This window comes from Natronorubrum halophilum, from assembly GCF_003670115.1.
GTDB classification, from domain to species: domain Archaea; phylum Halobacteriota; class Halobacteria; order Halobacteriales; family Natrialbaceae; genus Natronorubrum; species Natronorubrum halophilum.
Genome location: NZ_QQTY01000001.1, coordinates 75,218 through 100,241 on the forward strand (window position 1 = coordinate 75,218; position 25,024 = coordinate 100,241).

Annotated in this window: 19 protein-coding genes; 6 read left to right on the plus strand and 13 right to left on the minus strand. The window is 64.0% G+C overall.

Annotated features, from left to right (window positions below; genetic code table 11):
• Positions 1-24 precede the first annotated feature (24 nt).
• From DWB23_RS00405 to DWB23_RS00435, 7 genes are all read right to left on the minus strand, one after another.
• Entirely contained in the window at positions 25-2,760 is a 2,736-nt protein-coding gene (locus DWB23_RS00405) for a glycoside hydrolase family 2 protein (RefSeq protein WP_121740841.1), read from the minus strand.
• 71 nt (positions 2,761-2,831) lie between these two features.
• Positions 2,832-3,998, minus strand: a complete 1,167-nt coding sequence (locus DWB23_RS00410) for an ABC transporter ATP-binding protein (protein WP_121740842.1) — start codon at positions 3,996-3,998, stop codon at positions 2,832-2,834.
• 96 nt (positions 3,999-4,094) lie between these two features.
• Positions 4,095-4,742 carry a DUF624 domain-containing protein gene (locus DWB23_RS00415; protein WP_121740843.1) on the minus strand — a complete coding sequence of 216 codons (648 nt, stop codon included), beginning with the start codon at positions 4,740-4,742 and terminating at the stop codon, positions 4,095-4,097.
• Positions 4,739-5,605: a carbohydrate ABC transporter permease gene (locus tag DWB23_RS00420; RefSeq protein WP_121740844.1), complete on the minus strand. Its 867-nt coding sequence runs from the start codon at positions 5,603-5,605 to the stop codon at positions 4,739-4,741. The genes DWB23_RS00415 and DWB23_RS00420 overlap by 4 nt, the downstream gene beginning before the upstream one ends.
• A complete protein-coding gene (locus DWB23_RS00425; RefSeq protein WP_121740845.1) occupies positions 5,602-6,513 on the minus strand; it encodes a carbohydrate ABC transporter permease in 912 nt (303 codons plus the stop codon). The genes DWB23_RS00420 and DWB23_RS00425 overlap by 4 nt, the downstream gene beginning before the upstream one ends.
• Position 6,514: 1 nt before the next feature.
• Positions 6,515-7,825, minus strand: a complete 1,311-nt coding sequence (locus DWB23_RS00430; RefSeq protein WP_121740846.1) for an extracellular solute-binding protein — start codon at positions 7,823-7,825, stop codon at positions 6,515-6,517.
• Positions 7,826-8,028: 203 nt separating this feature from the next.
• Positions 8,029-8,802, minus strand: coding sequence for an SDR family NAD(P)-dependent oxidoreductase (locus tag DWB23_RS00435; protein WP_162989714.1), 774 nt, complete (start codon positions 8,800-8,802; stop codon positions 8,029-8,031).
• A 135-nt stretch (positions 8,803-8,937) separates the two neighbouring features.
• On the opposite strand from DWB23_RS00435, the gene DWB23_RS00440 reads away from it, so the two are divergent.
• The 3 genes from DWB23_RS00440 (at position 8,938) to DWB23_RS00450 (ending at position 13,347) form a co-directional block, all read left to right on the plus strand.
• Entirely contained in the window at positions 8,938-10,449 is a 1,512-nt protein-coding gene (locus DWB23_RS00440) for an alpha-N-arabinofuranosidase (protein ID WP_121740848.1), read from the plus strand.
• Between the two features lie 850 nt (positions 10,450-11,299).
• Positions 11,300-11,758 (plus strand): universal stress protein, encoded by a 459-nt coding sequence (locus tag DWB23_RS00445; protein WP_121740849.1) that lies wholly within the window; start codon positions 11,300-11,302, stop codon positions 11,756-11,758.
• 134 nt (positions 11,759-11,892) lie between these two features.
• Complete coding sequence (locus DWB23_RS00450) at positions 11,893-13,347, plus strand: family 4 glycosyl hydrolase (protein WP_121740850.1); 1,455 nt, start codon at positions 11,893-11,895, stop codon at positions 13,345-13,347.
• Between the two features lie 137 nt (positions 13,348-13,484).
• Here the strand turns inward: DWB23_RS00450 and DWB23_RS00455 are convergent, their stop codons facing one another.
• From DWB23_RS00455 to uxaC, 3 genes are all read right to left on the minus strand, one after another.
• The gene (locus DWB23_RS00455; protein WP_121740851.1) at positions 13,485-15,545 is read right to left on the minus strand and encodes an ABC transporter permease subunit; all 2,061 of its coding nucleotides are present in this window, start codon (positions 15,543-15,545) and stop codon (positions 13,485-13,487) included.
• Positions 15,546-15,704: 159 nt separating this feature from the next.
• Positions 15,705-16,478, minus strand: a complete 774-nt coding sequence (locus DWB23_RS00460) for an IclR family transcriptional regulator (RefSeq protein ID WP_121740852.1) — start codon at positions 16,476-16,478, stop codon at positions 15,705-15,707.
• An 830-nt stretch (positions 16,479-17,308) separates the two neighbouring features.
• A complete protein-coding gene (uxaC, locus tag DWB23_RS00465) occupies positions 17,309-18,670 on the minus strand; it encodes a glucuronate isomerase (RefSeq protein ID WP_121740853.1) in 1,362 nt (453 codons plus the stop codon).
• Positions 18,671-18,825: 155 nt separating this feature from the next.
• On the opposite strand from uxaC, the gene DWB23_RS00470 reads away from it, so the two are divergent.
• Entirely contained in the window at positions 18,826-19,905 is a 1,080-nt protein-coding gene (locus tag DWB23_RS00470; RefSeq protein ID WP_121740854.1) for an LLM class flavin-dependent oxidoreductase, read from the plus strand.
• Between the two features lie 24 nt (positions 19,906-19,929).
• On the opposite strand, the gene DWB23_RS00475 is transcribed toward DWB23_RS00470, so the two are convergent.
• Positions 19,930-20,988: a mannonate dehydratase gene (locus DWB23_RS00475; RefSeq protein WP_238717316.1), complete on the minus strand. Its 1,059-nt coding sequence runs from the start codon at positions 20,986-20,988 to the stop codon at positions 19,930-19,932.
• A gap of 333 nt (positions 20,989-21,321) precedes the next feature.
• Between DWB23_RS00475 and DWB23_RS00480 the strand changes: the two genes are divergently transcribed.
• Positions 21,322-22,314 carry an endo-1,4-beta-xylanase gene (locus DWB23_RS00480; RefSeq protein WP_121740855.1) on the plus strand — a complete coding sequence of 331 codons (993 nt, stop codon included), beginning with the start codon at positions 21,322-21,324 and terminating at the stop codon, positions 22,312-22,314.
• Positions 22,315-22,711: 397 nt separating this feature from the next.
• On the opposite strand, the gene DWB23_RS23665 is transcribed toward DWB23_RS00480, so the two are convergent.
• Both DWB23_RS23665 and DWB23_RS00490 read right to left on the minus strand, forming a co-directional pair.
• Entirely contained in the window at positions 22,712-24,013 is a 1,302-nt protein-coding gene (locus DWB23_RS23665; RefSeq protein ID WP_121740856.1) for a glycoside hydrolase family 11 protein, read from the minus strand.
• A 408-nt stretch (positions 24,014-24,421) separates the two neighbouring features.
• The gene (locus DWB23_RS00490; RefSeq protein WP_121740857.1) at positions 24,422-24,670 is read right to left on the minus strand and encodes a hypothetical protein; all 249 of its coding nucleotides are present in this window, start codon (positions 24,668-24,670) and stop codon (positions 24,422-24,424) included.
• A 128-nt stretch (positions 24,671-24,798) separates the two neighbouring features.
• Between DWB23_RS00490 and DWB23_RS00495 the strand changes: the two genes are divergently transcribed.
• The gene (locus DWB23_RS00495; RefSeq protein ID WP_121740858.1) at positions 24,799-25,020 is read left to right on the plus strand and encodes a hypothetical protein; all 222 of its coding nucleotides are present in this window, start codon (positions 24,799-24,801) and stop codon (positions 25,018-25,020) included.
• Positions 25,021-25,024 lie beyond the last annotated feature (4 nt).

The window sequence follows — 25,024 nt, forward strand, 5'->3', positions numbered from 1 at the left end:
CGGCGCGGACAGCAGACCGTCCGGCTACGCTCCGCCCGGCGACTCGAGCGATTTCGCCAGTAACTCGTCGACGAGCGTCGTCGCCGTCGGGCAGGAACCGTAGCCGTCGATCACCCGGAACGTACAGACGCGGACGACTCCGTCGCCGTAGTGCCGCGTCGCGACCGCCGCCGCCGGGTTGGCGAGCCACCCCTCGACGTATCCGACCGACACGTCGTCGGCGTCGGTGACGACCGCGTACGGGTATCGCCCGTCGAGTTCCCACCCCGGTATCGTCCCGAGGAGCGCCTCGAGCCGTTCGTCGGTGGTGTAGAACAGCGACGCGACGAGGTTCCAGCTCTCGTCTTCGGGCAGGTCGCGGTAGTCGAATACGTCCTCGTCGGCCACGGAGCCGTCCCGGTCGGCCAGCAACAGCACGTTGCCGCCGCCGCGAGCGTACTCGAGCACCTGGAACGTGGTTTCCGTGACGACGGCGACCGAAACGGTCTCGTCGAGTCGGTCGACCACGGATACTCCGCGTCGCTCGAGCGCGTCTCGAAGCGCCTCGTCCGCGGCGTAGACGGGACCGTCGGCCCCGCGGTCCGGGGCGGAATCGGACCGCGGAGCGATAGTTACGGGTTCCTCGGTCGTCGCGTCGCCGAACTCGAGGGTCACCGTCTCGGTCGTCGCGTCGCCGACCGACGGCGCATCGACGGCGACGAGGTCGTCGGCGCGGACCGTCGATGCGGGATCCACTGCGACCGTTTGCCGCCCCGATTCGCCGGCGACGGTCCACGATAGTTCGCCTTCGAGTCGCTCGTCCGTGTCGTTGACGACGACCGCGTCGGCCGCGACGGTCTCGTCGTCCCAGACGGCTCGCGACTCGAGGTCGAGTTGCACGGCGACCGGCGCGTTGACGCCGGCGAACTCGTCGTGGAACGCCTTCTCCTCGCGACGGTAGTCGAGGATCCCGTTGAACTCCCACTCTATGTCGGAGAATTCGGTGATGACGTAGCCGGCGACGTCGTCTCTGGCGCGCATGCGCTCGATGACGTCCTTGTTCGAGCGGAGCTCCCGGCGCTGCCAGGCCTCGGCCAGCGCCTCGATCCCGTCGAACGCCTCCGAGAGCGGGGTCTCCGCGAACCGCTCGCGGTAGCCCGCGGGCCGTTTCAGCCCCGCTTCGAGGAACTCGTAGTCGAACCAGGGCGGGCGCTCGCCGTAGTACTCCTCGATCGCCGGCGCGTCGCAGAGCCCCCACGTGCCGAACTCGGAGACGACGAGCGGCGCGTCGTCGGGGTCCGTCTCGGTCGCCGCGTAGTTGTCCTGGGGCCGCTCGGTCATCCGGTCGAGGTCGGCCTCCCAGGCGTCGGCGCGGTCGGGACTGACGAAGTAGCGGTGGTAGTCGTTGACGTCGGTCGCCACGTGCGCCCAGCCGGAGTTGTCACAGACGAGCCGCGTCGGATCCAGCTCGCGAGCCGTCTCGTAGCAGTCCGCGAGGTAGTCCTGTTTCGCCTCGTCGTCCCACAGCGACGTCTCCACGTCCAGCCCCTGCGGGTTGCCGATTCCCCACTCCTCGTTGTAGATGCTCCAGACGACGACGCTCGGCCGGTTGTAATCGCGTTCGATCATCCCCTCGAGTTGCTCGAACACCGCGCGCCTCGAGCGATCGGTGTGGACCGTCGGATTCGCGGGTTCCTCCCAGACGAGGAGGCCGAGTCGGTCGGCGCACTCGAGGAAGTCCGGATGCGCCGGCTTGATGTGCTTGCGAAGCAGGTTGAAGCCGAGTTCCGTGGCGGTCCGAACCTCCTCCTCGAAGCAGTCGTCGCTAAACGGTCGGTACAGCGTCTCCGGGTAGTAGCCCTGCTCGAGTGCGCCCCGGAGGAAGTACGGCTCGCCGTTCAGGTACACCCGCCCGTCTCGGGCCTCGACGCTGCGCATTCCGAAGTAGTCCTCGTCCCGGTCGATGACGGTTCCGTCGCGCTCGAGGTCGACGCGCACGTCGTAGAGCGCGGGCCTCTCTGGCGTCCAGTAGTCGGCGTCGGGGATCGGGAGCGCGACCGCCCCCGTTCCGCCCGCGTCGTCCGTCTCGATCGCCGCGGACTCGGTCACGACCGGATCGCCGTCTCGAGAGACGACGATGCGAGCGCTGACGGCGGGTTCTCCGTCCGATCCGGCCCGTTCGCCCAATTCGTTCAGTCCGTCTACGTCGACCTCGACGTGGGCCGTGTCCGTCTCGAGGTCGGGGGTGACCCGGATCCCGTCGACGTGTACGGACGGGACGGTCTCGAGCGTCACGTCCTGCCAGACGCCGCTGACTCGCTGGTACCACGGTTCGCCTTGCTTTCCGTGGGGCAGTTCGCTCAGGTCGTCCGGGTCGACCACCTCGAGAACGATCTCGTTCTCGCCGTCGACGAGCGCGTCGGTGACGTCGAACTCGAAGGGCAAGTAGCCGCCGCGGTTCGCGCCGACGCGCTCGCCGTTGACCCAGGCGGTCGCCTCGTAGTCGACGGCACCGAAGCGGAGGTACGTACGGGAACCGTCGTCTACCGGTGACTCCGCCGTGACCGCCCGTCGATACCACGCGGTGCCCGTGTACTCTCGATACCCCTCGAGTTCCTGCCAGGCGTGGGGTACCTCGACGGCCCGCGTTCGGTCCGGCCAGGCGCTGTCGGAGTCGTACCACGCCTCGTCGCGACCGATCCCGTCGGGATCGGTGGTGAACTGCCACGCGCCGTTCAGTGACGTTTCCTGTCGAACGTCCGCTCGAAAATTCGTATTCATGTCATATCCGTCTGCTCTTTCTCATTGAATGTCGGCCGTCGGTTCGTGGGTCGCAAATCGCTGATCGCCGCTCAAGCGGCTTCCTCCGCCTCCTCCGTTTCGGATTCGGGAACGGGCTGGCCGTCGCTCCCGTCGACGAGCAGGTTCTTCCCCGTACGGACGTCGAAGAGGTGAACGTCGGCGGGGTCGAACGCGATCTGCGTCTGCTCGCCGACGGCCGGTTTCACGCCTCCGGGCACCCGAACGCGGCATTCGGTGCCGTCGATATCGACGTAGACGAAGTTGTCGCTTCCGGCGACCTCGACGACGTCGACGACGGCGGAGATCGTATTGTCCCCGGTCGCATCGTACGCGATGTCTTCGGGGCGGATCCCCAACTCGAGGCCAGATGTGGCGTCCGTCTCGAGGATCGTCTCGACGATCGCAGGCGGGACGTCGTACGTGAATCCGTCGCTGACGAGCGCCGTTCCGTTCAGTTCGACGTCGAAGAAGTTCATCGCGGGGCTGCCGATAAAGTCCGCGACGAACCGGTTTGCGGGTTCGTTGTAAACCTCGTCCGGCGGTGCGAACTGCTGGAGTTCGCCCCCGTCGAGGACGATGATTCGATCGCTCATCGTCAGGGCCTCGTGCTGGTCGTGCGTGACGTAGATCGTCGTCGTCCCGAGGTCCTCCTGGAGCCGCTGGAGTTCGGTCCGCATGTGGACCTTGAGTTTCGCGTCGAGGTTCGACAGCGGCTCGTCCATCAGGAAGATCTTCGGGTCGCGAACGATCGCTCGACCGGTCGCGACGCGCTGTTGCTGGCCGCCCGAGAGGTTCGCCGGCTTGTCGTCCAACTGGTCTTCGATCCCCATCATCTCCGCCGTTTCGCTGACCCGTCGTTCGATCTCGTCGTCGGAGAGATCCGTCGTCAGTTTGAGCCCGTAGGCCATGTTCTTCCGAACGGTCATGTGCGGGTATAGCGCGTAGTTCTGGAACACCATCGCGATCCCGCGGTCCTGCGGCTCGACGCCCCTGATGCTGTCGTCGCCGATTCGAATGTCGCCGTCGGTGATGTCCTCGAGACCGGCGATCATCCGCAACAGCGTCGATTTGCCGGACCCCGAGGGACCGACGACGGTGATGAACTCCCCGTCTTCGATCGTCGCGTCGAATCCGTTGACCGCGACGAAGTCGTCCAGGTATACTTTCCGCACGCCGTCGAACGTTACCGATGCCGCTTCGTTGTTCGTTTCACTCATTGTTGTAGCTCCGTTGTTGGTTGTGGGTACTGCGATCGTTCGTAACCGATGCTCCCGCTTTCGGGGTGGCTGTTCGTAGTCGACCGGGGCGTCCGATCATCGCTCGGTCACCACCGTTGCGACCCGGCTCTCGGCCCCGGAAACGCTCGAGATAAACTCGACGTGGAGCGCGAACGCGACGCCGGCGAACAGCAGCGCCACCGCGACGGTCAACAGCGACGTGACCACGAGCAACGCACCAGTCACGACGCCGAGTGCCACCGCGCCGACGGCGTGACGCGCCGTCCAGAGGAATCCGTCTTTGAGCGCGGTGGCGACGGGTTTGCCCGTTGCGAGGCCGAGCAGCGTCGGCATCGACACGAGCCAGGCGTACAGTCCGGCGTACGCACAGCAGAGTGCGAGCAGGCCGGCGGCGACCGTTCCGCTCGCGAGGTACGCGAGCGCGTAGTTCGCCGCGATCGCGAACAACACGAGCGGGAGGAGCCCGAGCAGCGTCGCGTGGACGAACTGGCGGCGAACGGTCTCGAGGACGGCCGCTCGATCGATACCATCGCTGTCGTCGTCGCGAAGCGACAACACGGCGCGGTAGGCCCCGACGGTCGCCGGGCCGAGCGTCACGACCGGAAGCGACGCGAGGAACCAGCCGACGCTGATCCACACGATCGACACGAGGTTCGCCCAGGCGAACCGTGTCGTTTGCTCGAGCGAGGCGTACATCGGGTCGAGATCGGCTGTTCGAGTCATTTCGTCGTCCCCTGCATTTCGACTGCTTTGACGAGGTGTTTTTGCATGACGAGGAACACGATCAGTAGCGGCACCGAGGCGATGACCGCGGAGGTCATGATCACGCCGGGTTCGGTGACGCCCATGTTGTCCTGGAGCGTCACCAGCCCGATCGGTAACGTGTACATCGTCTCGCTCTGGAGGATGAGCAACGGCCAGACGAAGGCGTTCCACGTCCAGATGAAGATGAACAGTCCGAGCGCCGCGAGCGCCGACCGCATCAGCGGCAGGATGATGTGCGTGAAGATCCGGAGCCGCGAGAACCCGTCCAGACGCGCCGCCTCCTCGAGTTCCTCGGGGATGTCCTTGAAGAACTGGACGAGCATGAACACGCCCAGCGGGTTGGCGGCGCTCGGCAGGACGACGCCCCACACGGAGTTGACCAGCCCGAGTTCGCTCACGATGATGTACACCGGGACGAGGTTGACGATGCCGGGAACCATGAAACTCGCCACGATGACCGCGAAGATGACGCGCCGCCCCGGCCAGTCGAGACGGGTCAGCGAGTAGGCGATCATCGCGTCGATCACGAGCACGACGAGGGTCGTCACGCCCGCCAGAATGAGCGTGTTGACCGTCCACATGTCGATCAGCGAGTTGGTGAGCAGGTACTCGTACCAGTAGAGGGTGACGTCCCACGGGATCAGGTGGGGCACGTCCGAGTAGACCAGCTCGCGCGTCATGAACGACGTCGCGAACATGTACAAATAGGGAAGCAGGAACAGCGCCGCCATCCCGTAGAGGCCGACGTACACGGCGATCGTTCGGAGTCGTTCGTCGGTGATCGTCAGATCGTCGCGCAGGCTCGTCGATTTCGTACTCATTTGCGGTCACCTCCGAGGAAGTAGTAGCTGGTCGCCGAGACGGCGATCAGGATCATGAACAGCACGTAACCGACCGCGGCGGCGTAGCCGAAGTCGCGGCCGGTAAACGCGGTTTCGTACAGGTACAGGACGATGGTCGTCGTCGAGAACGACGGGCCACCGTCCGTCATGATGAACGGCTGGCCGAACACCTGAAACGAACCGACGAACGTCACGATGACGACGAAGATGAGCGGATTCTGCATCTGCGGAATCGTGATGTCGCGCATCATCCGCCACGTGCTCGCGCCGTCCAGTTTCGCCGCCTCGTAGAGGCGATCCGAGACGTTCTGTCGCGCAGCGAGCAGGATGATGAAGTTGAAGGCCAACTGCCACCAGATCGTCGCGATTGCGATCGCGGGCATCGCGAGGTCGTGAGAGGTCAGCCAGTTGCCGCCACCGACGTAGTAGGGGACGAGCCCTGACGAACTGAAGATGTCTGCCCACAGCAGGCCGACGACCGCGACGGTTAGCACGTACGGGCTGAAGAAGACCGTTCGCAGGAACCATTTCCCCTTCACGTCGCGGTTGACGCCGAGGGCTAGCAAGAGCGAGCCGACGACGATCAGCGGCACCGTCAGGACGACGAAGTAGACGGTGTTCCACAGCGCGCTCCAGAAGTCGGGATCGGAGAGCAGGATCTGGTAGTTATCGAGGCCGATGAACTCCGACTGGCCCGGATCGAGCGCGTTCCAGTCGTGGAGGCTCATGTACAGCGCCAGGAGCAGCGGCCCGAAGAGGAACAGGCCGGCGATTATCAGGTACGGTATCGAGAACGAGACTCCCGCGAGTAGCTCGCGCGTCGACGACTTCGAGAGGTCGAGACCTCTCGAATCGCCCGAGTCGGGTTGTTGATTTGCTTGTGCCATATTATTGCCTACTGAACGTTTTTCTGACGCCGTCCGCAGCGGTCTCGATGGCTTCTTCGGGAGTCAGGTTTCCGGCGCGCATGTCGTCGAGTGGCTGGTAGATCTGTTCCATGTATTGGGTCGTTCTCGGGGTCGAGGGCGGCCGAAGGAACTCGTCTTCCTCGACCATCTCGTGGAAGATCTCGAGCGTCTGCGACCACGTCTCGGAGTCGCGGAGGTCGTCGCTTTCGATCGCCGTCTTGCTGGCGGGAAGGTGTCCGGCGTCGTACCCCCACCGCGGATTGAACTCCTGTGTGAGCAGTCGAATCGTCTCGATCGTGTCCTCGAGACGATCCTGATCGCGGTCCTCGCTCTGCGGGATGATCATCATGTGACTCTCACCGAGCGTCACGGGGTCGGTCGAGCCCGGCATGACGAACGGTTTCGTCATCCCGAACTCGAATCCCGTTTCGCGAACGACGGTGATGTGCCACGATCCTTCGAGCCGCATGCCGACCTCACCTCGATTCCAGGCGTCCCAACCGGTGTCCGGATCGACGGGTGCCCACTCCCGTTCGTGAACCCAGTCGTGCATCTCCTGGACGACCGCCAGCCCGTCGTCCGTTTCGAACGCCGGCTCGTAGTCGTCCTCGAGAAGTCGTCCGCCTCTGCTGGCGAGCATCATTCGCATCACTTCGACTCCTTGGTCGGCTTCGAAGAAGTCGAACGCGTAGTGATCCGTGTTTTCGACGATTGCGTCGGCCGCATCGGTGAACTGTTCGGGCGTCTCCGGCGGGTCCTCTGGATCCAACCCGGCTTCCTCGAAGATTTCCTTGTTGTAGTAGAGGCCGAACGGGTGGCTATCGAGCGGGACGGCGAGTTGCTCGCCGTCGACGACGCCACCCTGAGCGACTTCCTCGAGGTACGGTTCCGTCCCGATATCGTCGGTGACTGGCACGAGGTTGTCCTGGTACTCGTCCATCATCCGCGAGTGCATGATCGCGAGATCCGGTGGATTGCCGCCGACCATCGACGTGTACAAACGACCGTAGTACTCGTCCCACGGCACTCGCTGCCGATTGATATGCAAGTCGCCGCTCTCGTTAATCTCGTCGACCATCGCTTCCATGACGTTGCCGTCACCGCCGCCGAACAGCGTCCAGTACTCGACGCCGTCCTTGGATCTGCCGACGAACCCCGTACAGCCAGCAAGTCCGGCAAGACCGGCAGCACCCGTCGCCCGAAGTAACCCCCGGCGACTGACGGATCTCGAGCCGTGACGATGGCTCGAGCGAGATCTGGATGGTCTCCTCTCTTTGTCACCTGTGCTCATACACCACTATCAATCAAATATATCCATATATATTTTACGCTGTTTTACCGTTTGATACGGCCATCGTAATAGTGGTAAAATCCGAATAGTAACCGAACCGATATGACGAGGACTGCGGGTGAAATGAGTGAGACGAGTCCGGGCTGTCGAACGTGACCCGACGCCGAAACCGAGACGAACGACGCTTCGCCGCCGATCGTCGGTCAGAACGCGCTGTCGGCGAACCCGCCGTCGACGGTGAGCACCTCGCCGGTGACGAACGAGGACGCGTCGCTCGAGAGGTAGATCGCGGCCCCGATCAGTTCCTCGCGCTCGCCGACGCGCCCGAGCGGCGTTCGCTCGTCGATTCGATCCCGCTTGTCGGTGCCCTCGGCGTAGGTGTCCGCGTTCTGTGGCGTGATGAAAAAGCCGGGGGCGATCGCGTTGACCCGGATCTCGGGGGCGAGTTCCTTGGCCGAAGCGCGGGTAAACGCCTCGACACCGCCTTTGGCCGCCGAGTACGCCGGCAGATTCGACATCGACAGTCGCGCCGCGAGCGAGGAGATGTTGATGATACTTCCGCCCGCGTCCATCGCGGGTGCGAACGCCTGAGTCACGCGACGCACGCCGTCGAGTGCGACGTCGGTGACGAAATCCCAGTCGTCGTCTCCGATTCCGAGAACGGTCTCCCGAGAGATCGCTCCCTGCGAGGCGACGACGACGTCGATTCCGCCGAACGTCTCCTCGGCGACCGCCCGGACCCGATCGAGCGATTCCCGATCGGTGACGTCGCAGGTGACTCGAGCCGTCTCAGCGCCGCGCTCCTCGAGGAGGGTTGCGGTTTCCGCGACCGCATCGTCGCTTCTGCTCGTCGCGATAACGTCCGCTCCGTCGGCCGCGAAGCCGAGCGCGATCGCTTGCCCGAGGCCGCTGGTCCCGCCGATAACGATCGCACGCTTGTCCGCGACGGTCACTGGAGTGTGGGAATAGTCGTCCATACGACAGCCAATCGCATCCGATCCTATGAACGTTTTCATCGGCGATCTACACGATAATCCGGCGGGCCGATCGAACGCTGCGACGAGCGCGACCCGAAGTATTAATACCGATATGTGCGAATACCGAGTCAGTGCATGACTGACGCACGCATAGCGGTTCATACTGCGGCGAGTATCGACCGAATCGAACCCGAAGTACACGGTCACTTTGCCGAACACCTCGGCCGCTGCATCTACGACGGGATCTGGCACAGCGACGGCGCCGACGAGACCGGCTTCCGTGAAGACACCGTCTCCCTTCTGGCCGACCTCGACCTCCCCGTCCTTCGATGGCCGGGCGGCTGTTTCGCCGACGACTACCACTGGGAAGACGGCGTCGGACCGCGGGACGAACGACCGCGCCGTCGGAACCTCTTCTGGGCGCAGGGGCCGGAAGAGGCGCCCGAGGAGTCGAACGCTTTCGGCTCCGACGAGTTCCTCGAACTCTGCGAGCGCATCGGTACCGAGCCCTACCTCGCGGCGAACGTCGGCTCCGGCGACCCGCAGGAGGCGGCGAACTGGGTCGAGTACTGCAACTACGACGGCGACACCGAACTCGCGGACCGACGCCGGGAAAACGGCCACGAGGAGCCGTACGGCGTCAAATACTGGGGTCTCGGAAACGAGAACTGGGGCTGTGGCGGCCGGATGACGCCCGAACAGTACGCCCGTGAGTATCGTCGGTTCGCGACCTACGTCGGAACCATGGATAACCTGATGCTCGACCACGAACTCGAACTCATCGCCTGCGGGTTCGAGGGCCACGAGTGGAACCGCCGCTTCCTGGAAGAGGTCAGCGGCGCGCCGTGGGGAGCGTCGTTCCCGCTCGACCACCTCACATTGCACCACTACTACGGTCGCACGATGACCGTCGCCGAGTCCGACGAGGACCAGTACGACACCTTCCTCGCCGACGCCCTCGAGATGGAAACCCACATCGAGAAGATGGCCGCGGCGATCAACGCGGTGGCGACGACCCGCGACATCGGCGTTATCGTCGACGAGTGGGGCTCCTGGCACCCCGAGGCCACGGCCGACAACGGCCTCGAGCAACCCGGAACCGTCCTCGACGCGCTCTCGGCGGCGGCCGTCCTCGATATCTTCAACGACAACAGCGACGTCGTGACGATGTCGAACATCGCCCAGACCGTCAACGTCCTCCAGTGTCTCGTCGAGACCGACGCGGACGACGCCTGGGCGCGTCCAACCTACCGCGTCTTCGATCTCTACGCCCCGCACAAGGGCAACGAAGCCGTCCAGACGACCGTCTCCGCGCCGAGTCGCGAACTCGTCGACGACAGCGAAGACCGCGAACTGACCCTCGTCCGTGCCTCCGCCTCGATCGGCGACGACGAGACGTACGTCACCCTCACGAACCTCGACTGTCGCGAGGACCACACCGTCGAGATCACCCTCGAGGGCGCGAGCCTCTCCGAAGGCGACGTCCGCGCCGAAATCCTGTTCGCCGATCAGGAGCCCGATCTCGAGGTCACGTCCGACAACGCCGACGCGTTCACCGCCGCGGAGCTGGCGGTCTCGGTCGACGGCGACGGCTCGATCGTCGCGGAACTGCCGCCATCGACGGTCGCGGCGGTCACCATCGAGTAACTGACAGCCGCTCCGACCACCCATAGCACGTTTTCGACTCGAGCGAAACTCTACTCGAGTTCGACGCGGTTCGGTCCGTTCTCTCAACTGCTACTCGAGTCGATCGTTTCCGGAGATCGGCAGTCGCTCCCGGGAACGCCCCCTCTCCGTTTCGAGCGGACGCGACGAACTGCCTCGAGTTCCTCGCGCAACCGTTCGCGGTCGACGATGGTCTGACTGGTCGGTTTCGGAAGCGCGTGCTCGTCGATGATTCTCAGTCATGTTTTGGAATCGAGAACGTGTTTCGGGTATCGGTGCACGTTAAACCACTGTAATCCATTTAACCAGCATAATGTCCACTACTAGCGTTCGACCGCACCTGTTGCAGTCGCGACGACGAGCAGGCAACGAGCGTGTATCGTGGCAAAATATAATTCTGTTATACAGAACAGTTTTGGTCCTATCGAGACGGATGGATGGATGTTACCGAATGTCTTTCACGAGTCGATTCGAATTCGTTTACAGAAGTACGCCTGTAACGGACACTGGCTTGAGTCCACTCGCGTTCGCGGTTCCACCCGCCCGACCGCCGACAGACGCGCTGGGAGGACAGTTTTGCGCGTTCGACGGCGAAAACTAAATCGGGCCTCGGCCTTCGAGACGCGTTCTCCGCGTATCGTGTGGTGCCGAGTCGCGTTCTCAAATACGGAATGGCGTTCTGTATCAGCCAACCGACTAATGTTACCACTTAACGAACGACTCGGTGAGCACGCCGAACTGCCGTGAGTATCCGTCGCTGTCCTAGTTTTCGGTCATACTCGGTATCTAGTCGGGCGCAATACTTATTATTTGCGTGAGTGAACGTCGCGCCATGGATCGTGCACTCGCGGTAGTCGAATCGACCGATTCCGCCAAGCGATTGGTTCGGGACGCCGGCGAGCTCGTGGCACAAACCGGTGGCGAACTCGTCCTCCTCGCGACGATGAACGAAGACGAGTACGAACACACGCTCGAGACGATGTCGACGATCGCCGACGTCGAAGGCACGTCGTACTCCTCGGCGGACGTCACGGAAAGCGGACGGCAGTTCGTCAGGGATATCGCCGAGACTGAACTGACCGATCTCGACGTCGAGTACGAGCCGCTCTGTATCGTCGTCGAAGACGGCCAGCGGGCGCGACGGATCGTCGCGACCGCGGCGGAACGCGACTGCGATCACGTTTTCGTCACGGGGCGGAAACGCTCACCGACGGGGAAAGCGATCTTCGGCGATACGGCACAGCGCGTGATTCTCGACTTCGACGGCCCCGTCACCGTCGTTACTGACTGACGTCGGGACCGCCGACCATCGGCGGCCGGCGGAAACGCGTCCGGTTCGTACACTTCCGCGGACGGATCGGTCCTGGTACGGAGTACGGTCCGCATCACGTACGTTTATGCCCGTGTATCACACACAGTGGGACGATGGCTCAAGCGATTCACTCGAGCACAGCGGTCGATCCGAACGACATCACGATCGCGTACCTCGGCGGTGGAAGCCGGCAGTGGGCGCCGAACCTCATCCAGGACCTCGCGCAGTCGGACCTCGACGGACGGGTACGGCTCTACGACGAGTACTACGAGAGCGCGGAACGGAACGCGCGATTCGGGAACTGGGTGCAAGAGCGGGAGGGCGCGGTTGCCGACTGGTCGTACGAGGCGACGGGTTCGCTCGAGACGGCGCTCGCCGGCGCGGACGTCGTCATCCTGTCGACCCAGTACGATCCGGCGGAGACGTTCGTCCACGACCTCGACGTTCCCGAACGGTACGGCATCTACGGCGCCGTCGCGGCGACCATCGGACCCGGCGGCATCTTCCGTGCGATGCGGACGGTCCCGCTCTACCGCACGTTCGCCGCCGCGATCCGCGAGCACTGTCCCGACGCCTGGGTGTTCAACTACACGAATCCCGTCCACTTCGTGACGCGAGCGCTGTACGACGAGTACCCCGACATCAACGCGCTCGGCCTGTGTCACGAGGTACTCGGTACCCGCCACCGCCTCGCGCGCTACGCTCGGGAGCACCTCGACATGGACGCGGAGCGGAGCGACGTCTCGGTTAACGTCAAGGGGATCAACCACTTCACGTGGGTCGACGAGGCGCGCTGCAAGGGCGTCGATCTCTGGCCGGTGCTCGAGGAACTCCGCGACGGCGCGGAGGGCCACCGGACGTTCACGACCGAGGACCTCGCCGACGAGAACGTGTTCGTCGACAACTGGCAGGTGACCTGGGAGCTGTTCCGCCGGTTCGGCGTCCTCCCCGCCGCGGGCGACCGCCACCTCGTCGAGTACGCGACCTGGTTCATCCGGGACGGCAAGGAGGGACTCAACCGCTGGGGCGTCAAGCGTACCGGAAGCGACTACCGGGCCAAACACTGGACGCCCGCCGAGTCGGACCAGACGACCGACGTCGAGGCGTGGCTGACCGGCGAGCGCGAGTTCGAACTGAGCGAGTCGAACGAGGTCTTCGTCGACATTCTCGCGGCGCTCGCGGGGCGGGACGACTACGTGACCAACGTCAACCTGCCGAACACGGGCCAAGTATCGGACCTCCAGAACGACGCGGTCGTCGAGACGAACGCGCTCGTCCGGGCGAACGAGGTCAAGCCGATGGCGGCCGGCGGCTTCCCGCGTCCCGTTCGTAGCGTCATCCGCGGACACATCGACACCATCGAGACGGTCATCGAGGCCTCCGCCGACAGCGACGTCGACGACGCGTTCCAGGGATTCCTCATCGACCAGCAGATCCGCACCCTTCAGACCGAGGACGCCCGCGAGCTGTTCGCGGAACTCGTCGCCGCGGAGGAATCGTACTTACAGGACTGGGATCTCGAGGACTCGGCCGTTCTCGAGGAAGCTGACGCCTACCCCGTCGAGTAACGTCTTCGTTGGCGATCCGTTTTCGAATCCACGTCACGGTAGCTGCGCCCCTTCTCGAGCGACGCTCGCGTTACGAACGCGTCGCTGACCGGGTATCGAGCGACCAACGTGACGTGAAGATCGAAATCCGCGCGGGTTCAGACGGGTTCGTCGTCGTCGACAGACTTCGCGTGGCGAGCCCGGATCCGCGGGTTGCTGATGCGGTCCAGCGCCTGGGCGATGAGGATCAGCCCCATCGAGAGCCCGATGATGAACAGCGTCGGCGCGAGGATGTAGTGAATCTGCCCGACGGAGTAGAGGGCGTGTGCCTCCTCCGCGTTGTTGAGGACGACGCCCCAGTTCTGCGTGCTGACCGGGAGGAAGCCGAGGTAGTACAGGGCCACCGAGGCGAAGATGATGTTGCGCGCGTGGTTGGCGAGGTTGATGAGGACGTACGGCCAGATGTTGGGGAGGATATCCTTGACGATCGTCGAAACCGTCCCGACGCCCATCGAACGGGCCGCTTCGACGTACTCCTGGCTCCTGACCTTGAGCACTTCGGAACGGATCGACCGGCCGAGCCCGCCCCACGCGGCGACCGAGAGCACGAGACCGACCATCGCCGGATGGCGCGGTTCGATGATTGCCGCGATGACGATAATCAGGGGGAGACCGGGGATCGAGACGACGATGTCACAGAGCGTCATGAGGACTCGGTCGGTCGTTCCGCCGCGGAATCCGGCGGTCGCGCCGATGCCGACGCCCAGGACGACTGTTGCGATCGCGCCAGCGGTGATCATGATGAGGACGGGCGTCGTTCCGTGAACCATCAGCGAGAGGATATCGGCTCCGGTGTTCGTCGTCCCCAGCGGGTGTGAGAGATTTCCGTCGAGCGGGGACACCCAGGTTTCGAACGTGGCGGTCGGGCTGTGAACGAACCGCGGCCCGAGCGTCCCGAGCAGGACGAACGCGATCGTGATCGTCACGCCGAGGAAGCCGCGCCAGTCGCTCAGCACGATCTTCGCCGGTGCGTAGATCGACCGATCGAACTTCCGGTACAGCACGTCCCTACGGTCGACGTCGATCGCCCGCTCCTCGCCGAAGAACGCGTGGTCGGTGGTGCCGCCGTCCGCTCGCGGCTCCGTAGTGTTGTTCGTCAGCCGCCGGATGTAGCGCTTGAACTGCGTTCGCAGCGGGACGCCCGCGGAGCTGCCGTACACCTGCATGTCGTCGCCGCCGGTCTTCGCCCGCGGATCGATGCGGCTGTACGTGAGGTCCGCGACGAACATCGCGATGACGACCGTGATACAGATCACGGTGAACCCACCGACCATGAGCGGGTAGTCGCGGTTTTGCACGCCCTCGAACATATACCACCCCATCCCGCGGTAGGTGAATATGTCCTCGAGGATGATCGAGCCGCCGATCATGAAGCCGATCGTCAGCAGCAGACCGGTGTAAAGCGGCAGCAGGGCGTTTCGCATGACGTATCGCAGCGCGATTCTCGTCGGCGGGAGCCCCCGAAGGCGAGCGACGCGAATGTGATCGGCGCCCAGGACGCTGATGGAGTTCCCGCGCATGCCGAGCGAGGCGGCCGCGCCCGTAACGATCAACGAGAGGACCGGTAACGAGGCGTGGCGTAACGCGCCGAGGACGAACTCGGCGTTGAGCCCGATATCCGCGCCGCCCGGGTACCGCGCGCCGGTGGGGAACCAGCCGAGCTGGTAGGCGAAGACGAACGACAGGAGGAGCGCGGCGACGTAGTACGGCGTCGAACTCTCGATGACGGCGACGACGGTCATCGCGGTGTCGAACTTCGAACCCTCGTAGTAGGCCATGATCGCCCCGAGACAGATGCTCGTCACGAACGTGATTATCATCGCGATGGACATGTAGAAGATCGTCCACGGCACCGCCTCGGCGAGGATCTGGTTGACCGACTGGTTCTGGGATAGCGAGTGGCCGAGATCACCCTGCAACATCGAGGACATGTATTCTACGTACTGCACGTGCATCGGATCGTCCGGGTGGATGTTTATCGTGAGTTCGACCAGTCGACGAGCGGCGTCCGGATTGCTCGGATTATCCGACAGCATCTGCGCGTACATCGCCTCGAACGGATTCCCCGGCATGAACCGCACGAGCACGAACGTCAGGTGAAACACGACGAGGATGGTTAACACTCCCTGGCCGACTCGCTTGATTAGCCAATTGGACATTGTTAAATGTTACTACAGAACTCCCTCCCCGAGCTAATAAAATTACTGTTTCGGTGCATGCGGACCGCCCGAAAACCGAACGCGGAGGTCCCGCATCGCCACCACTCCCCGACGCGGACGCGACGTCCGCCGTCGAGCGCGCGATTTCGGGCGGCCGGCTCAGTTGTGGACGTACTTCACCTCGACGATGTTGGCCGCGTTCCGGAGCAGCGGAACGGCGGTCTCCTCGATCCAGGCGTCGTTGATCCGATTTTTCGGCCCGGAGATGGAGAGCGCGCCGATCACGTCGTCGTCGTCGGTGACGATGGGAACGCCGACCGACCGAATTCCTACACGACGTTCCTCGTTCTCTATCGAGTACCCCCGGCCTCGGATCTGCTCGAGCTCCGCCCGCAGCGTCTCGACGTCCGTGATCGTCCGATCGGTTTGTGCTTCGAGGCCGTACTCGTCGACGATCGCCTCGAGCTCCGCCCGCGAGTAGCGCGAGAGCAGCGCTTTCCCCAGCGCGCTCCAGTGCATGTTCGTGTACTCGCCCGTCGGCGCGTTGTCGTAGATGGCGTTGTTACCCTCGGACTTGTAGATGAGCACCCGCTGTCCGTCCTCTTCGATCCCGAGCGACGCGACCTCGTTCGTCTCCCTGGCGAGCCTGTCGACCTCCGGCCGCGCCACGTCGTAGACGTCGACCGACTGTCGAACGCGGCCGCCCTGCTGGAGAAATCGCAGGCTGAGCTCGTACCGGTCGCCGACGCGTCTGACGTATCCCGTCTCAATCAGGGTCTGGAGATAGGTGTGGGTCGTACTCGCCGAGAGACCGACCGCCGTCGAAACGTCCGTCAGCCGCGCTCCCTCGAGTCCGACCAGCGTTTCGATGATCTCGAAGCCTCGCTCGAGTGACTTGATCGTCCGGCCATCGCTCGTGTTGTGAGTTCCCATGGCACACGAGTGTGGCGCACGCCGTATTAAACCCTTTGCAATCCTCGAAACGAAGTTCGGATATACCGAAAGCCAAGGCGTCCACTCGAGCGGCGCACTCGCGATACGGACCGCCTCGTCAACGGCGCTCCTCGAGAACCGAACGCCGTCAGCGGCCGATACGGGTTCGTCGTGCGGACAGGTCTGCTTTGAAACGGGGGTAGTGAGAGACGATACGGACGAGGCTCGTACACCCCGTACCGGCGACACGGACGGACATCGTACGTCCACACCGCCGTCGAGCCGAGATCGACGACCGCGTTTCGCAAATATCAAAAGTAGAACCGGAAGACGTCGCTGCGCTCTCTATTACAGTCATACAGTTGTAATCCGGCGGATGTACTCTCGAGATGTCATGAGGGAGGCGCCCCTTCCCGGTGCATCGAGCGAGTTTCTGGCGCCCGTCTGCCGCGCGATCGCTTCGCCAGCGGTGCCAATCGTTCGACGGGAGTGTTTTGATATATGCGAAATAGAGTTCGCGAGGAGACGGTTTTTCACCGGCCGTCGTTTGAACTGCTAAGACGATCGATCACGAGGACCGTGTGACACGAAACAGTCAGCGGTATCGTATCGAGACGAATCGAACTCCGCGTCGACTCGCATCGACGCCCTCCTCGAGTGGATGCTGCTCGAGGTGACGGCGACGAAGACGCTTCCGAAGATTTGCCGGACGTACTCTCCGGAGACGACCGTCGAAGACGAAGAATAGCCCCTCTCCACCGGAATTCCGCTTCTCTCCGATCGAATCGGCCGCCGTGAGGGCCGCCGACGCTACCCCGTTCGGGAGCGGCTCAGAACCCGTACAGCTCGTTCGGCCGCTCGTAGGCGAGCCGTTCGACGAGATCCTGCGCCACGTCCATCGGCACCTGCCCGCGCTCGACCTGCTTGCCGACGACGTTCGCGAGCGATCGACGGAACATCTCGAAGCGCGAGCCGTAGGAGAGCAACTTCCGCGAGTCGCTGACCATCCCGGCGTGCTGGGAGAGCAGTTCCACCGTGCCGACGTACTCGAGTTGCTGTTCCACGCCGAAGGGACTGTCGTTGAACCACCAGGCGGGGCCGACGGTGACGTGCGGGAAGACGCGAGCCATCGTCGCGACCGTCGGGTAGTGGGTGGGATCGATCGCGTAGAGCACGATCTCGGTTTCGCCGTCGAACTCGTTGACGAAGTGCTCGAGCGAGCCGGCGAGCTCGACATTCTGGGTGGAGATGTCGCCGCCGGCGGGTCCCAGCCGCTCGAACAGCTCGTCGCGGTAGTTGCGCACGGGGCCGAGGTGGAGCTGTGTGACCCAGTCCTTCTCGGCGTTCAACTCGCCCACGAACTCGAAGAGGAACGCCTGGAAGTCGCCGACCGCGCGTTCGGAGAGCGAGCCACCCGCGATCCGCCGTCGGAACACCTCCCGCGCGCGTCGCTCGCTGACGGGCCGGGAGACGGGCTGTTCGATGCCCAGGTCGCTGGCTCGGCAGCCGCGCTCGTCGAAGTAGTCGTGAGTCGCCGCGAGCGCCTCGCAGAACCCGTCGAACGCGTCGGTCTCGATTCCGGTCGCGGCCTCGAGGTCGTCGACGAAGGTGGTCCACTCGAGTCGGTCGATCTTCACGGCCCGATCGGCGCGCCACGTCGGAACGATATCGACGCCGGGCACCTCGTCGGCGGCGCGCTCGTGGTATGCGAGGTCGTCCGTCGGGTCGTCGGTGCTGCCGACGACGTCGACGTTCATCGCTTCCAAGAGCTGTTGCGGCCGCATCGACTCGTCGGCGATCTGCGCGCTCGTTTCCGCCCAGATCTCGTCCGCCGTCTCCGCCGAGATCCGTTTCTCGATGCCGAATCGACGCCGTAGATCCAGGTGGACCCACTCGTAGGTCGGGTTGCCCGCGAACTGCGGGAAGACCTCCGCGAGCGCGGTCCACTTCTCGCGGTTCGACGCGTCGCCGGTAATCAGCTCCTCGTCGACGCCGCAGTCGCGCATCAGGGCCCAGACGTAGTGATCGGTCGCCGCTTCGACCTCCCAGACGTCGTCCCAGCCGTCGTTCTCGACGATCTCCGCGACGTCCGCGTGAGTGTGCGGATCGACGATCGGCAGGTCCGCGATCGTGTCGTACAGCTCTCGTGCGGCGTCCGTCTCGAGCAGGTAGTCCTCACCGAGGAAGCTCATGGCCGTAGCGTTCCCAGCGAATCGAGTTAAACCTACGGGTGCGAGTCCCGAGACCCGCGCGGCGTCGCGCCGCGCGAGGTGAGCGACGGAGCATACCGGACTCGAGGCGGCGAAAACGCTCACCTATTTACTGCAGCCCTCCCAAGGGTGCGTCGATGAGTAGATCCGATTTGAGCGACCTCACCTTCGGATGTCAGGTCGTCGCGTACGGCGACGTTCCCGGAACGATCGAACAGGCAAAGCGCGTCGAGGAGGCGGGGTTCGACCTCGTTACGCTCCCCGATCACCTCTTCCACCCGACAGGCTCCGAAGAGTTCCTCGTCGAACCGCCGTGGGAGGTCTTTAGCGTCCTCGGCGCGATCGCACAGCACACCGATCGAGCGACCCTGATGCCGGGGGTCACCGACTCGGTGCGACGCCATCCGACCGAACTCGCACACGCTACCGCGACGCTCGATCGGATGACCGACGGGCGCGCGGGGCTCGGAATCGGCGCCGGCGAGGCGTTCAACTTCGTCCCGATCGAGGACGTCGACTGGGACGACCCGTTCACGCGGTTCGTCGAGGCGGTGAAGATCGTCGACGGCCTCTGGAACTCCACCCCCGACGAGCGCTTCTCGTTCGACGGCGACCTCTTCCGACTCGAGGACGCTCACATGGGCCTGAAGCCGGTCCAGGAGCCCCGGCCGCCGCTGTGGGTCGGCGGCTACGGACGGAGCATGCGCGGGTTCGCCGGTGCGGTCGCCGACGGCTGGTTCCCCTGGATCCACTCGCCCGAGCAGTACGCCGCGGATCTCGACCGCGTGGTCTCGGTCGCCGAGGACAGGGGTCGCGATCCCGACGCGATCGATCGCGCGGTGATGGTGCCCACGACGGTCACCGAGGACGCGGACGAGGCTCGAGCGATCGGGATCGAGCGCAACCGAACGAGCCTGGCGTTCCGACCGCCGCTGCTGGCCGACATGGGGTACGAGGAGATCGCCGAGGAGACGCCGATCATGTGGGAGATGGCCTTCGACGAGAAACAGGAGCGGCAGTTGCTGGCGGCCGCGGAACGAATTCCGGACGCGGCCGTCGACGAAGTGACGATCTCCGGCGACCCCGAGCGGGCGATCGAGCGCATCGAGGCGTTCGTCGACGCCGGCGTCGACAATCTGGTGCTCATCCCCGTCGGCGACTTCGAGGAGACGATGCGCCACTACGAGGAGACGATCATCCCGCACTTCCGGGAGTAGGTGCCGCCGTTTTTCCGAGTCGCCTCACTCGCCGCGCGGTTCGCTGACGCGACCGCGAAGCATGCCGCGAAGGTAGCCGACGGTAAAGGCGCGTCCGCGGTGTTCCCAGTCGGTGTCGTTCTCGAGGTGGGGCGTGTGGTCGGGGATCATGATCCCGTCGAAGCCGACCTGATCGAGCAGCGCGAGCAGCCCGTACTCGTCGTAGTTGCCCTCGTCGACGAACGTCTCGTTGAACTTCGGCACGGTCCCCTCGACGTCGCGGAAGTGAACGTAGAAGATCTCGCCCCGTTCGCCGAAGTAGCGGATCACCTCCTCGAGATCCTCGCCCATCTGCGACCAGCAGCCGAGACAGAGATCGAGCCCGTGGTTGTCACTCGGCACGAGGTCCATCGCGCGCTTGAAGTTCTCGAAGTTCCGGAACAGCTGCGGAACGCCACCGAGGCGCTCCATCGGCGGGTCGTTGGGATGGAGGCAGAGATCGATCCCAGCTTCCTCGGCGACCGGGACGACCTCCTCGAGGAAGTACTCGTAGTTCTCCCAGAGCACCTCCCCGGTGTACTCGCGGTCGTGGGTGTACCCGTCGTCGAGCTCGTCGGCGTCGAACGCGGAGACCGTGGCGCCGCCCCGAACCGTCTCGGAGCCGGTCCGCCACACGCCCGCGGGCGCCCAGTGGTAACCGAAGCTCGGAATCCCCGCTTCGCCCATGTTCCGGATCGTCCGCTTGAGTTTTCCGAGCTGTTCGTCGCGCTTCGGGCCGTTCAGCATGACGTCCTCGTAGAACGAAATCGGAACGTTTTCGATGGCGTTGAGGCGGATCCCCGCCGCTTCGACGCGCTCGCGGAGTGCGATCAGATTCTCGACCGACCACTCGCCGTCGCCCTCGAGAGGCATCCGCTCGTTATCGGGCATGTGCTCGTAGTCGGGGTCGTACTGGTACATGTTCAGGAGTACGTCGTCGACTCCGAGTTGCTTGATGTAGCGGAGTCGCTTCTCGCTCGGGTCCATGAACTGACCGAGACCGACTCGCATCGGCAGGTCGTCGAACTCGTTCGATAGGGCGTCGCTGCTAGTCTCGAGAGACATTACACGCACACACTCCCCCACCCGAGTTAAATGTTGTTCGAAGCGCCCGATCCCGGGGGCCGCCGCTCACACCGTGACGTTCCCCTTCGAGTCTCAGATCGCCGTCACCATATAACGAAGATCGCCGTTCGAACGGGATAGTCGTCCTCGTCGGTGTCCAGCCGCGAACATCGCTCGCCGAGCGAACAGTCGCTGTCGATCGGTCGTCATAGCACCTCGTTTGGGTACCGCTATACGATCCTTGTGTCGCCGCCGTCGCCGGTGCTATGGACACGGACCGGATCGACTGCCGCGACCCGACGCTTTATGTGCGCTGCCGGCGCTGTTCGACCAATGTCAACCGAGCAAGGCCAGCCGACGCTTCGAGACGTCGCCGACGAGCGCGAGTTCACCATCGGGGCCGCGATCGATCCTGATTCGCTCCGGCGCGATCCGAGTTACTGGAAGACGGCCTCGAGCGAATTCAACGCCGTCACGCCCGAGAACGCCCTGAAGATGGGGGCGCTGCGACCGTCGCGACACACCTACGACTTCAGGGACGCCGACGCGATCGTCGACTTCGGGCGCGAGAACGATATGTACGTCCGCGGGCACACCCTCGTGTGGCACAACCAGAAACCCGACTGGTTCCAAGCGTGGGACCACACCGACGAACAAATCGAGGCGTTCCTCCGCAATCACATTCACACCGTCGCCGGCCGCTACCGGGCGACGATCGACGCCTGGGACGTCGTCAACGAGGCCGTCGACGACGACGGCTCGACGCGCCGGACGGTCTGGTCCGACGCGATGGGCGAGGGATACATCGCGGACGCGTTCAGGTGGGCCGACGAGGTCACCGACGCCGACCTCTACTACAACGACTACGGCGCCGACGAGGTAAACGAGAAGTCCGACGCCATCTACGACCTCCTCGAGAGGCTGCTTGAGCGGGACGTGCCGATCGACGGCGTCGGATTCCAGCTCCACGCGCTGGCCGCCCACCCGGACCCCGAGTCGATCGCCGAAAACATCGAGCGCTTCCGGGCGCTCGGACTCGACGTGCAGATCACCGAGATGGACGTCGCGTTCCCCGACGACGACGTGCCGGCGGACGCCGCAGAGCGCCAGGCCGACTACTACCGCGCGGTCGTCGAGGCCTGCCTCGAGGCGGGCTGTGAGACGATCGTCACGTGGGGGGTCCACGACGGGGGCACGTGGCTGCGCAGCTTCAAGGACTTCGGCGAGCGCTACTCCGGCGACCCGCTGCTGTTCGACGATCGATACGAACGCAAGCCGGCGTATCGCGCGGTCCGGAACGCACTCGAGAAGCACCGAGAGCGGTGACAGACGTCGTCGATCCGTTCCGCGTCCGCTCAGTCGTCTCCCTCAGCGCTCGTCCCGTTCGTCGTCGGCGTAGCCCACGAACCCCGATAGCCCGGCGACCGGTGGCTAGTACCGAACGATGACGGGATCGCTCGCGTGAGTCGGCGCGTTCGAACCGGAGACCGAGCGATGAGGCGGCCGCAATCAGGGCAGAGATCTCACGGCCGTGATCGTATTCGTCGGTGTCGGTTGTACCGCGAGCGTCACTCCCGTATCGAACGTGTGATCACGGCGCGACGAAGGAGAGAAACAGAGCTCCCGAGACGGGCCGCAGCGCACTTCGCGTGGCGGGCCCCGATCCGGAGGTGCGAAGATCGAGGCGATCCACGGCGATCCGAGCGTCGAACGGATCAGTCGATCAGATCGATTCGAACGTCCAGAGCTGGTTACCGGACCCATTCCAGTCGTACTGCTGGACGTTCGCGCCGTCATCGGTCGACGAGCTTTCGACGTCGAGCGCCTTCTCGCTGTGGACTGGCTGGATGTGGTACTCGCCGCCACCCTGATCGTGCAAGTAGAAGCGCTGGTTGTCGCTACCGCCGTCCGAATACTGTTGGACGTTCGCGCCGTCGTCGGTCGAGCTGTTGGCGACGTCGAGCACCTTGCCACTGTTGACGTTCTCGATGCGGTACCCGTTGCCCGTGTCCTCGACGTTCCACTGCTGGTTCGAGCCGCCGCCGTAGGAGTACTGCTGGACGTTCGCGCCGTCGTCGGTCGAGCTGTTGGCGACGTCGAGTGCCTTCCCGCTGTTGCCGTTCTGGATGCGGTAGGTTCCGTTCTCGACCGACCCCGACGAGCCGCCGTTGTCGTCGTCGTCATCGCCCCCGCCGTCGGAGCTCCCGACGGTGACGTTGGCGCTTCCGCTGCTCTCGTATCCCTCGGTGGCCAGGATCTGGTAGTCGTGGTTGCCCATGTTCATACCGTTACTCTCCCACGCGTCGAAGTGGTTACCGGCGGTGATGGTACCGCTGCTGCGCGTGGACTGGCGAACGCTCCAGTACTGCGGGAAGGTCGCCTCCCCCTCGATGGAGGGTTTGTTTTCACGCAACGACTCGTAGATGTCGTAGGTGCCGCCGTCGCTGTTGACGGTGCCCTTGTAGTCGTGTTCGGGCCGGTAGCTGCCGTGGTTCTCGATGATGTAGTACTCGACGAGGGGATCCGTCGTCCACCCGTAGAGGCACAGGTAGGAGTTGCCGGACGGGTTGTACGAGGCTGAGTAGTCCACGCTTCTGCGCGCGCCGGTTTCCCAGCCCTTGCCGCAGACGAAGTTGCCCGTGTCGTTCCACTCGACGCTGTAGTTGCCGCCGTCTCCCAGTTCCATTGAGACCGTCCCTTCGGAGTCGGTCCAGAACGAGTAGAAGTATCCGCCGTCGTTGCCGGTCTGATTCTCGGTGACGGCGGCGGCAGCCGGGGTTGCCACGGCTCCGACGCCGAGGCCAGCGACCGCGGTGGTGGCCGCCGCTTTCATGTAGTTGCGCCGGTCCATCGAGCCCGGTCCCTCGTCGGATTCGGTCGGCTGATCGTCGTCCGCCATGAAGTCGGTCACGTTCTTCGCCACCGCGGTGAGATCGTTGCCTTTCTCCGTCGAGTCACCAGTTGCTTCGATACTGTCCAGTTCGTCCGTCGGTGCTTTCATGTCGCGTGTATCGTCGTTCGTCATTGTTCTGTGGCTGATAGTTGCGTAGTCGCGTCGCTATTCGAGCCGACTCTCGTCGATTTCCAGCGGGCTATCGCTGCCCATCGCACGCGCGTAGTCTCGATCCTCAGTCGGCATTCCGCTCATCGGTGGCTGTTTCATTAGCATTCGATCTGCCGATTTCGTTCCTCGTGGTGATCCGCGACCGCGTTCAGTATTATACTTCTAGTATTAATAAAAGTTTAGGAGAGTATCATCATAGTAAAAATCAGTTCGCGTCGTCGGTAGATGACGACCGGCGATATAACGACTGACTCCGGGCGGTCCGTCCGATCGGGTAACGGACGTTCGATGACCGCGCTCGTTCGAGCGATACCCCTCTCATCCGCAAAAACAGTGGTCCGTCCCCCTTGGTTGAGAGCGTCAGGAGTCTCACTCGAGGCCGGACCGACGGATCCGCCACTGACGGAGGACTTCCGTACTGTACGTGAGGGAGTAGATGGCGACGTACCCGATCACGCAGACGATGAGCGCGACCATTGCGTACAGCGCCAGGAATCCCGCCACGGTGTGGATCTCGGCGACTTCGGCGACTGCCGACAGCGCGAGCAGAAGTCCGGCAACCGGAACGAGCGAAAGCAGGTACGGGTGTTCGAACCGCTCGGTGTATGCTTCGAGCATAGAACGAAGTGACGTTGGCACGGATTATCAATCATGCGGTCCCTCATCGGTTCCGATAGCTCCGCCTCGGCCGAAGTCGGTGGGTCCATCCCGCACGTTTATCTACGCCGCTCCGGTACCCTCTCACGATGACAACCCGTCCGCCGGCCCGATCGTCCAGTTTCAGTAATCAGCTCTGGATCTGGCTGCTCGCGCTGTCGACCGCGATGTTGCTGTTGCTCGGCTGGTCGTTTCTGTATCTCGAGCCGGGAACGGCCTCGTACGTGATCGGGCAGGTCGGCGCGATCGTGCTGGTCGTCACGATACTCGGCGCGTTCGTGGCGCTGCGATCGGACTGGGAACCGTTCTGAACCG

Coding starts and splice junctions, on each gene's coding strand:
- DWB23_RS00490 (WP_121740857.1), bottom strand. CDS start 24,670: ATGCTCGAAGCATACACCGAGCGGTTCGAACACCCGTACCTGCTTTCG.
- DWB23_RS00480 (WP_121740855.1), top strand. CDS start 21,322: ATGTCAACCGAGCAAGGCCAGCCGACGCTTCGAGACGTCGCCGACGAG.
- DWB23_RS00405 (WP_121740841.1), bottom strand. CDS start 2,760: ATGAATACGAATTTTCGAGCGGACGTTCGACAGGAAACGTCACTGAAC.
- DWB23_RS00460 (WP_121740852.1), bottom strand. CDS start 16,478: ATGGGAACTCACAACACGAGCGATGGCCGGACGATCAAGTCACTCGAG.
- DWB23_RS00415 (WP_121740843.1), bottom strand. CDS start 4,742: ATGACTCGAACAGCCGATCTCGACCCGATGTACGCCTCGCTCGAGCAA.
- DWB23_RS00470 (WP_121740854.1), top strand. CDS start 18,826: ATGAGTAGATCCGATTTGAGCGACCTCACCTTCGGATGTCAGGTCGTC.
- DWB23_RS00475 (WP_238717316.1), bottom strand. CDS start 20,988: ATGTCTCTCGAGACTAGCAGCGACGCCCTATCGAACGAGTTCGACGAC.
- DWB23_RS23665 (WP_121740856.1), bottom strand. CDS start 24,013: ATGACGAACGACGATACACGCGACATGAAAGCACCGACGGACGAACTG.
- uxaC (WP_121740853.1), bottom strand. CDS start 18,670: ATGAGCTTCCTCGGTGAGGACTACCTGCTCGAGACGGACGCCGCACGA.
- DWB23_RS00430 (WP_121740846.1), bottom strand. CDS start 7,825: ATGAGCACAGGTGACAAAGAGAGGAGACCATCCAGATCTCGCTCGAGC.
- DWB23_RS00445 (WP_121740849.1), top strand. CDS start 11,300: ATGGATCGTGCACTCGCGGTAGTCGAATCGACCGATTCCGCCAAGCGA.
- DWB23_RS00425 (WP_121740845.1), bottom strand. CDS start 6,513: ATGGCACAAGCAAATCAACAACCCGACTCGGGCGATTCGAGAGGTCTC.
- DWB23_RS00450 (WP_121740850.1), top strand. CDS start 11,893: ATGGCTCAAGCGATTCACTCGAGCACAGCGGTCGATCCGAACGACATC.
- DWB23_RS00495 (WP_121740858.1), top strand. CDS start 24,799: ATGACAACCCGTCCGCCGGCCCGATCGTCCAGTTTCAGTAATCAGCTC.
- DWB23_RS00455 (WP_121740851.1), bottom strand. CDS start 15,545: ATGTCCAATTGGCTAATCAAGCGAGTCGGCCAGGGAGTGTTAACCATC.
- DWB23_RS00420 (WP_121740844.1), bottom strand. CDS start 5,605: ATGAGTACGAAATCGACGAGCCTGCGCGACGATCTGACGATCACCGAC.
- DWB23_RS00435 (WP_162989714.1), bottom strand. CDS start 8,802: ATGGACGACTATTCCCACACTCCAGTGACCGTCGCGGACAAGCGTGCG.
- DWB23_RS00440 (WP_121740848.1), top strand. CDS start 8,938: ATGACTGACGCACGCATAGCGGTTCATACTGCGGCGAGTATCGACCGA.
- DWB23_RS00410 (WP_121740842.1), bottom strand. CDS start 3,998: ATGAGTGAAACGAACAACGAAGCGGCATCGGTAACGTTCGACGGCGTG.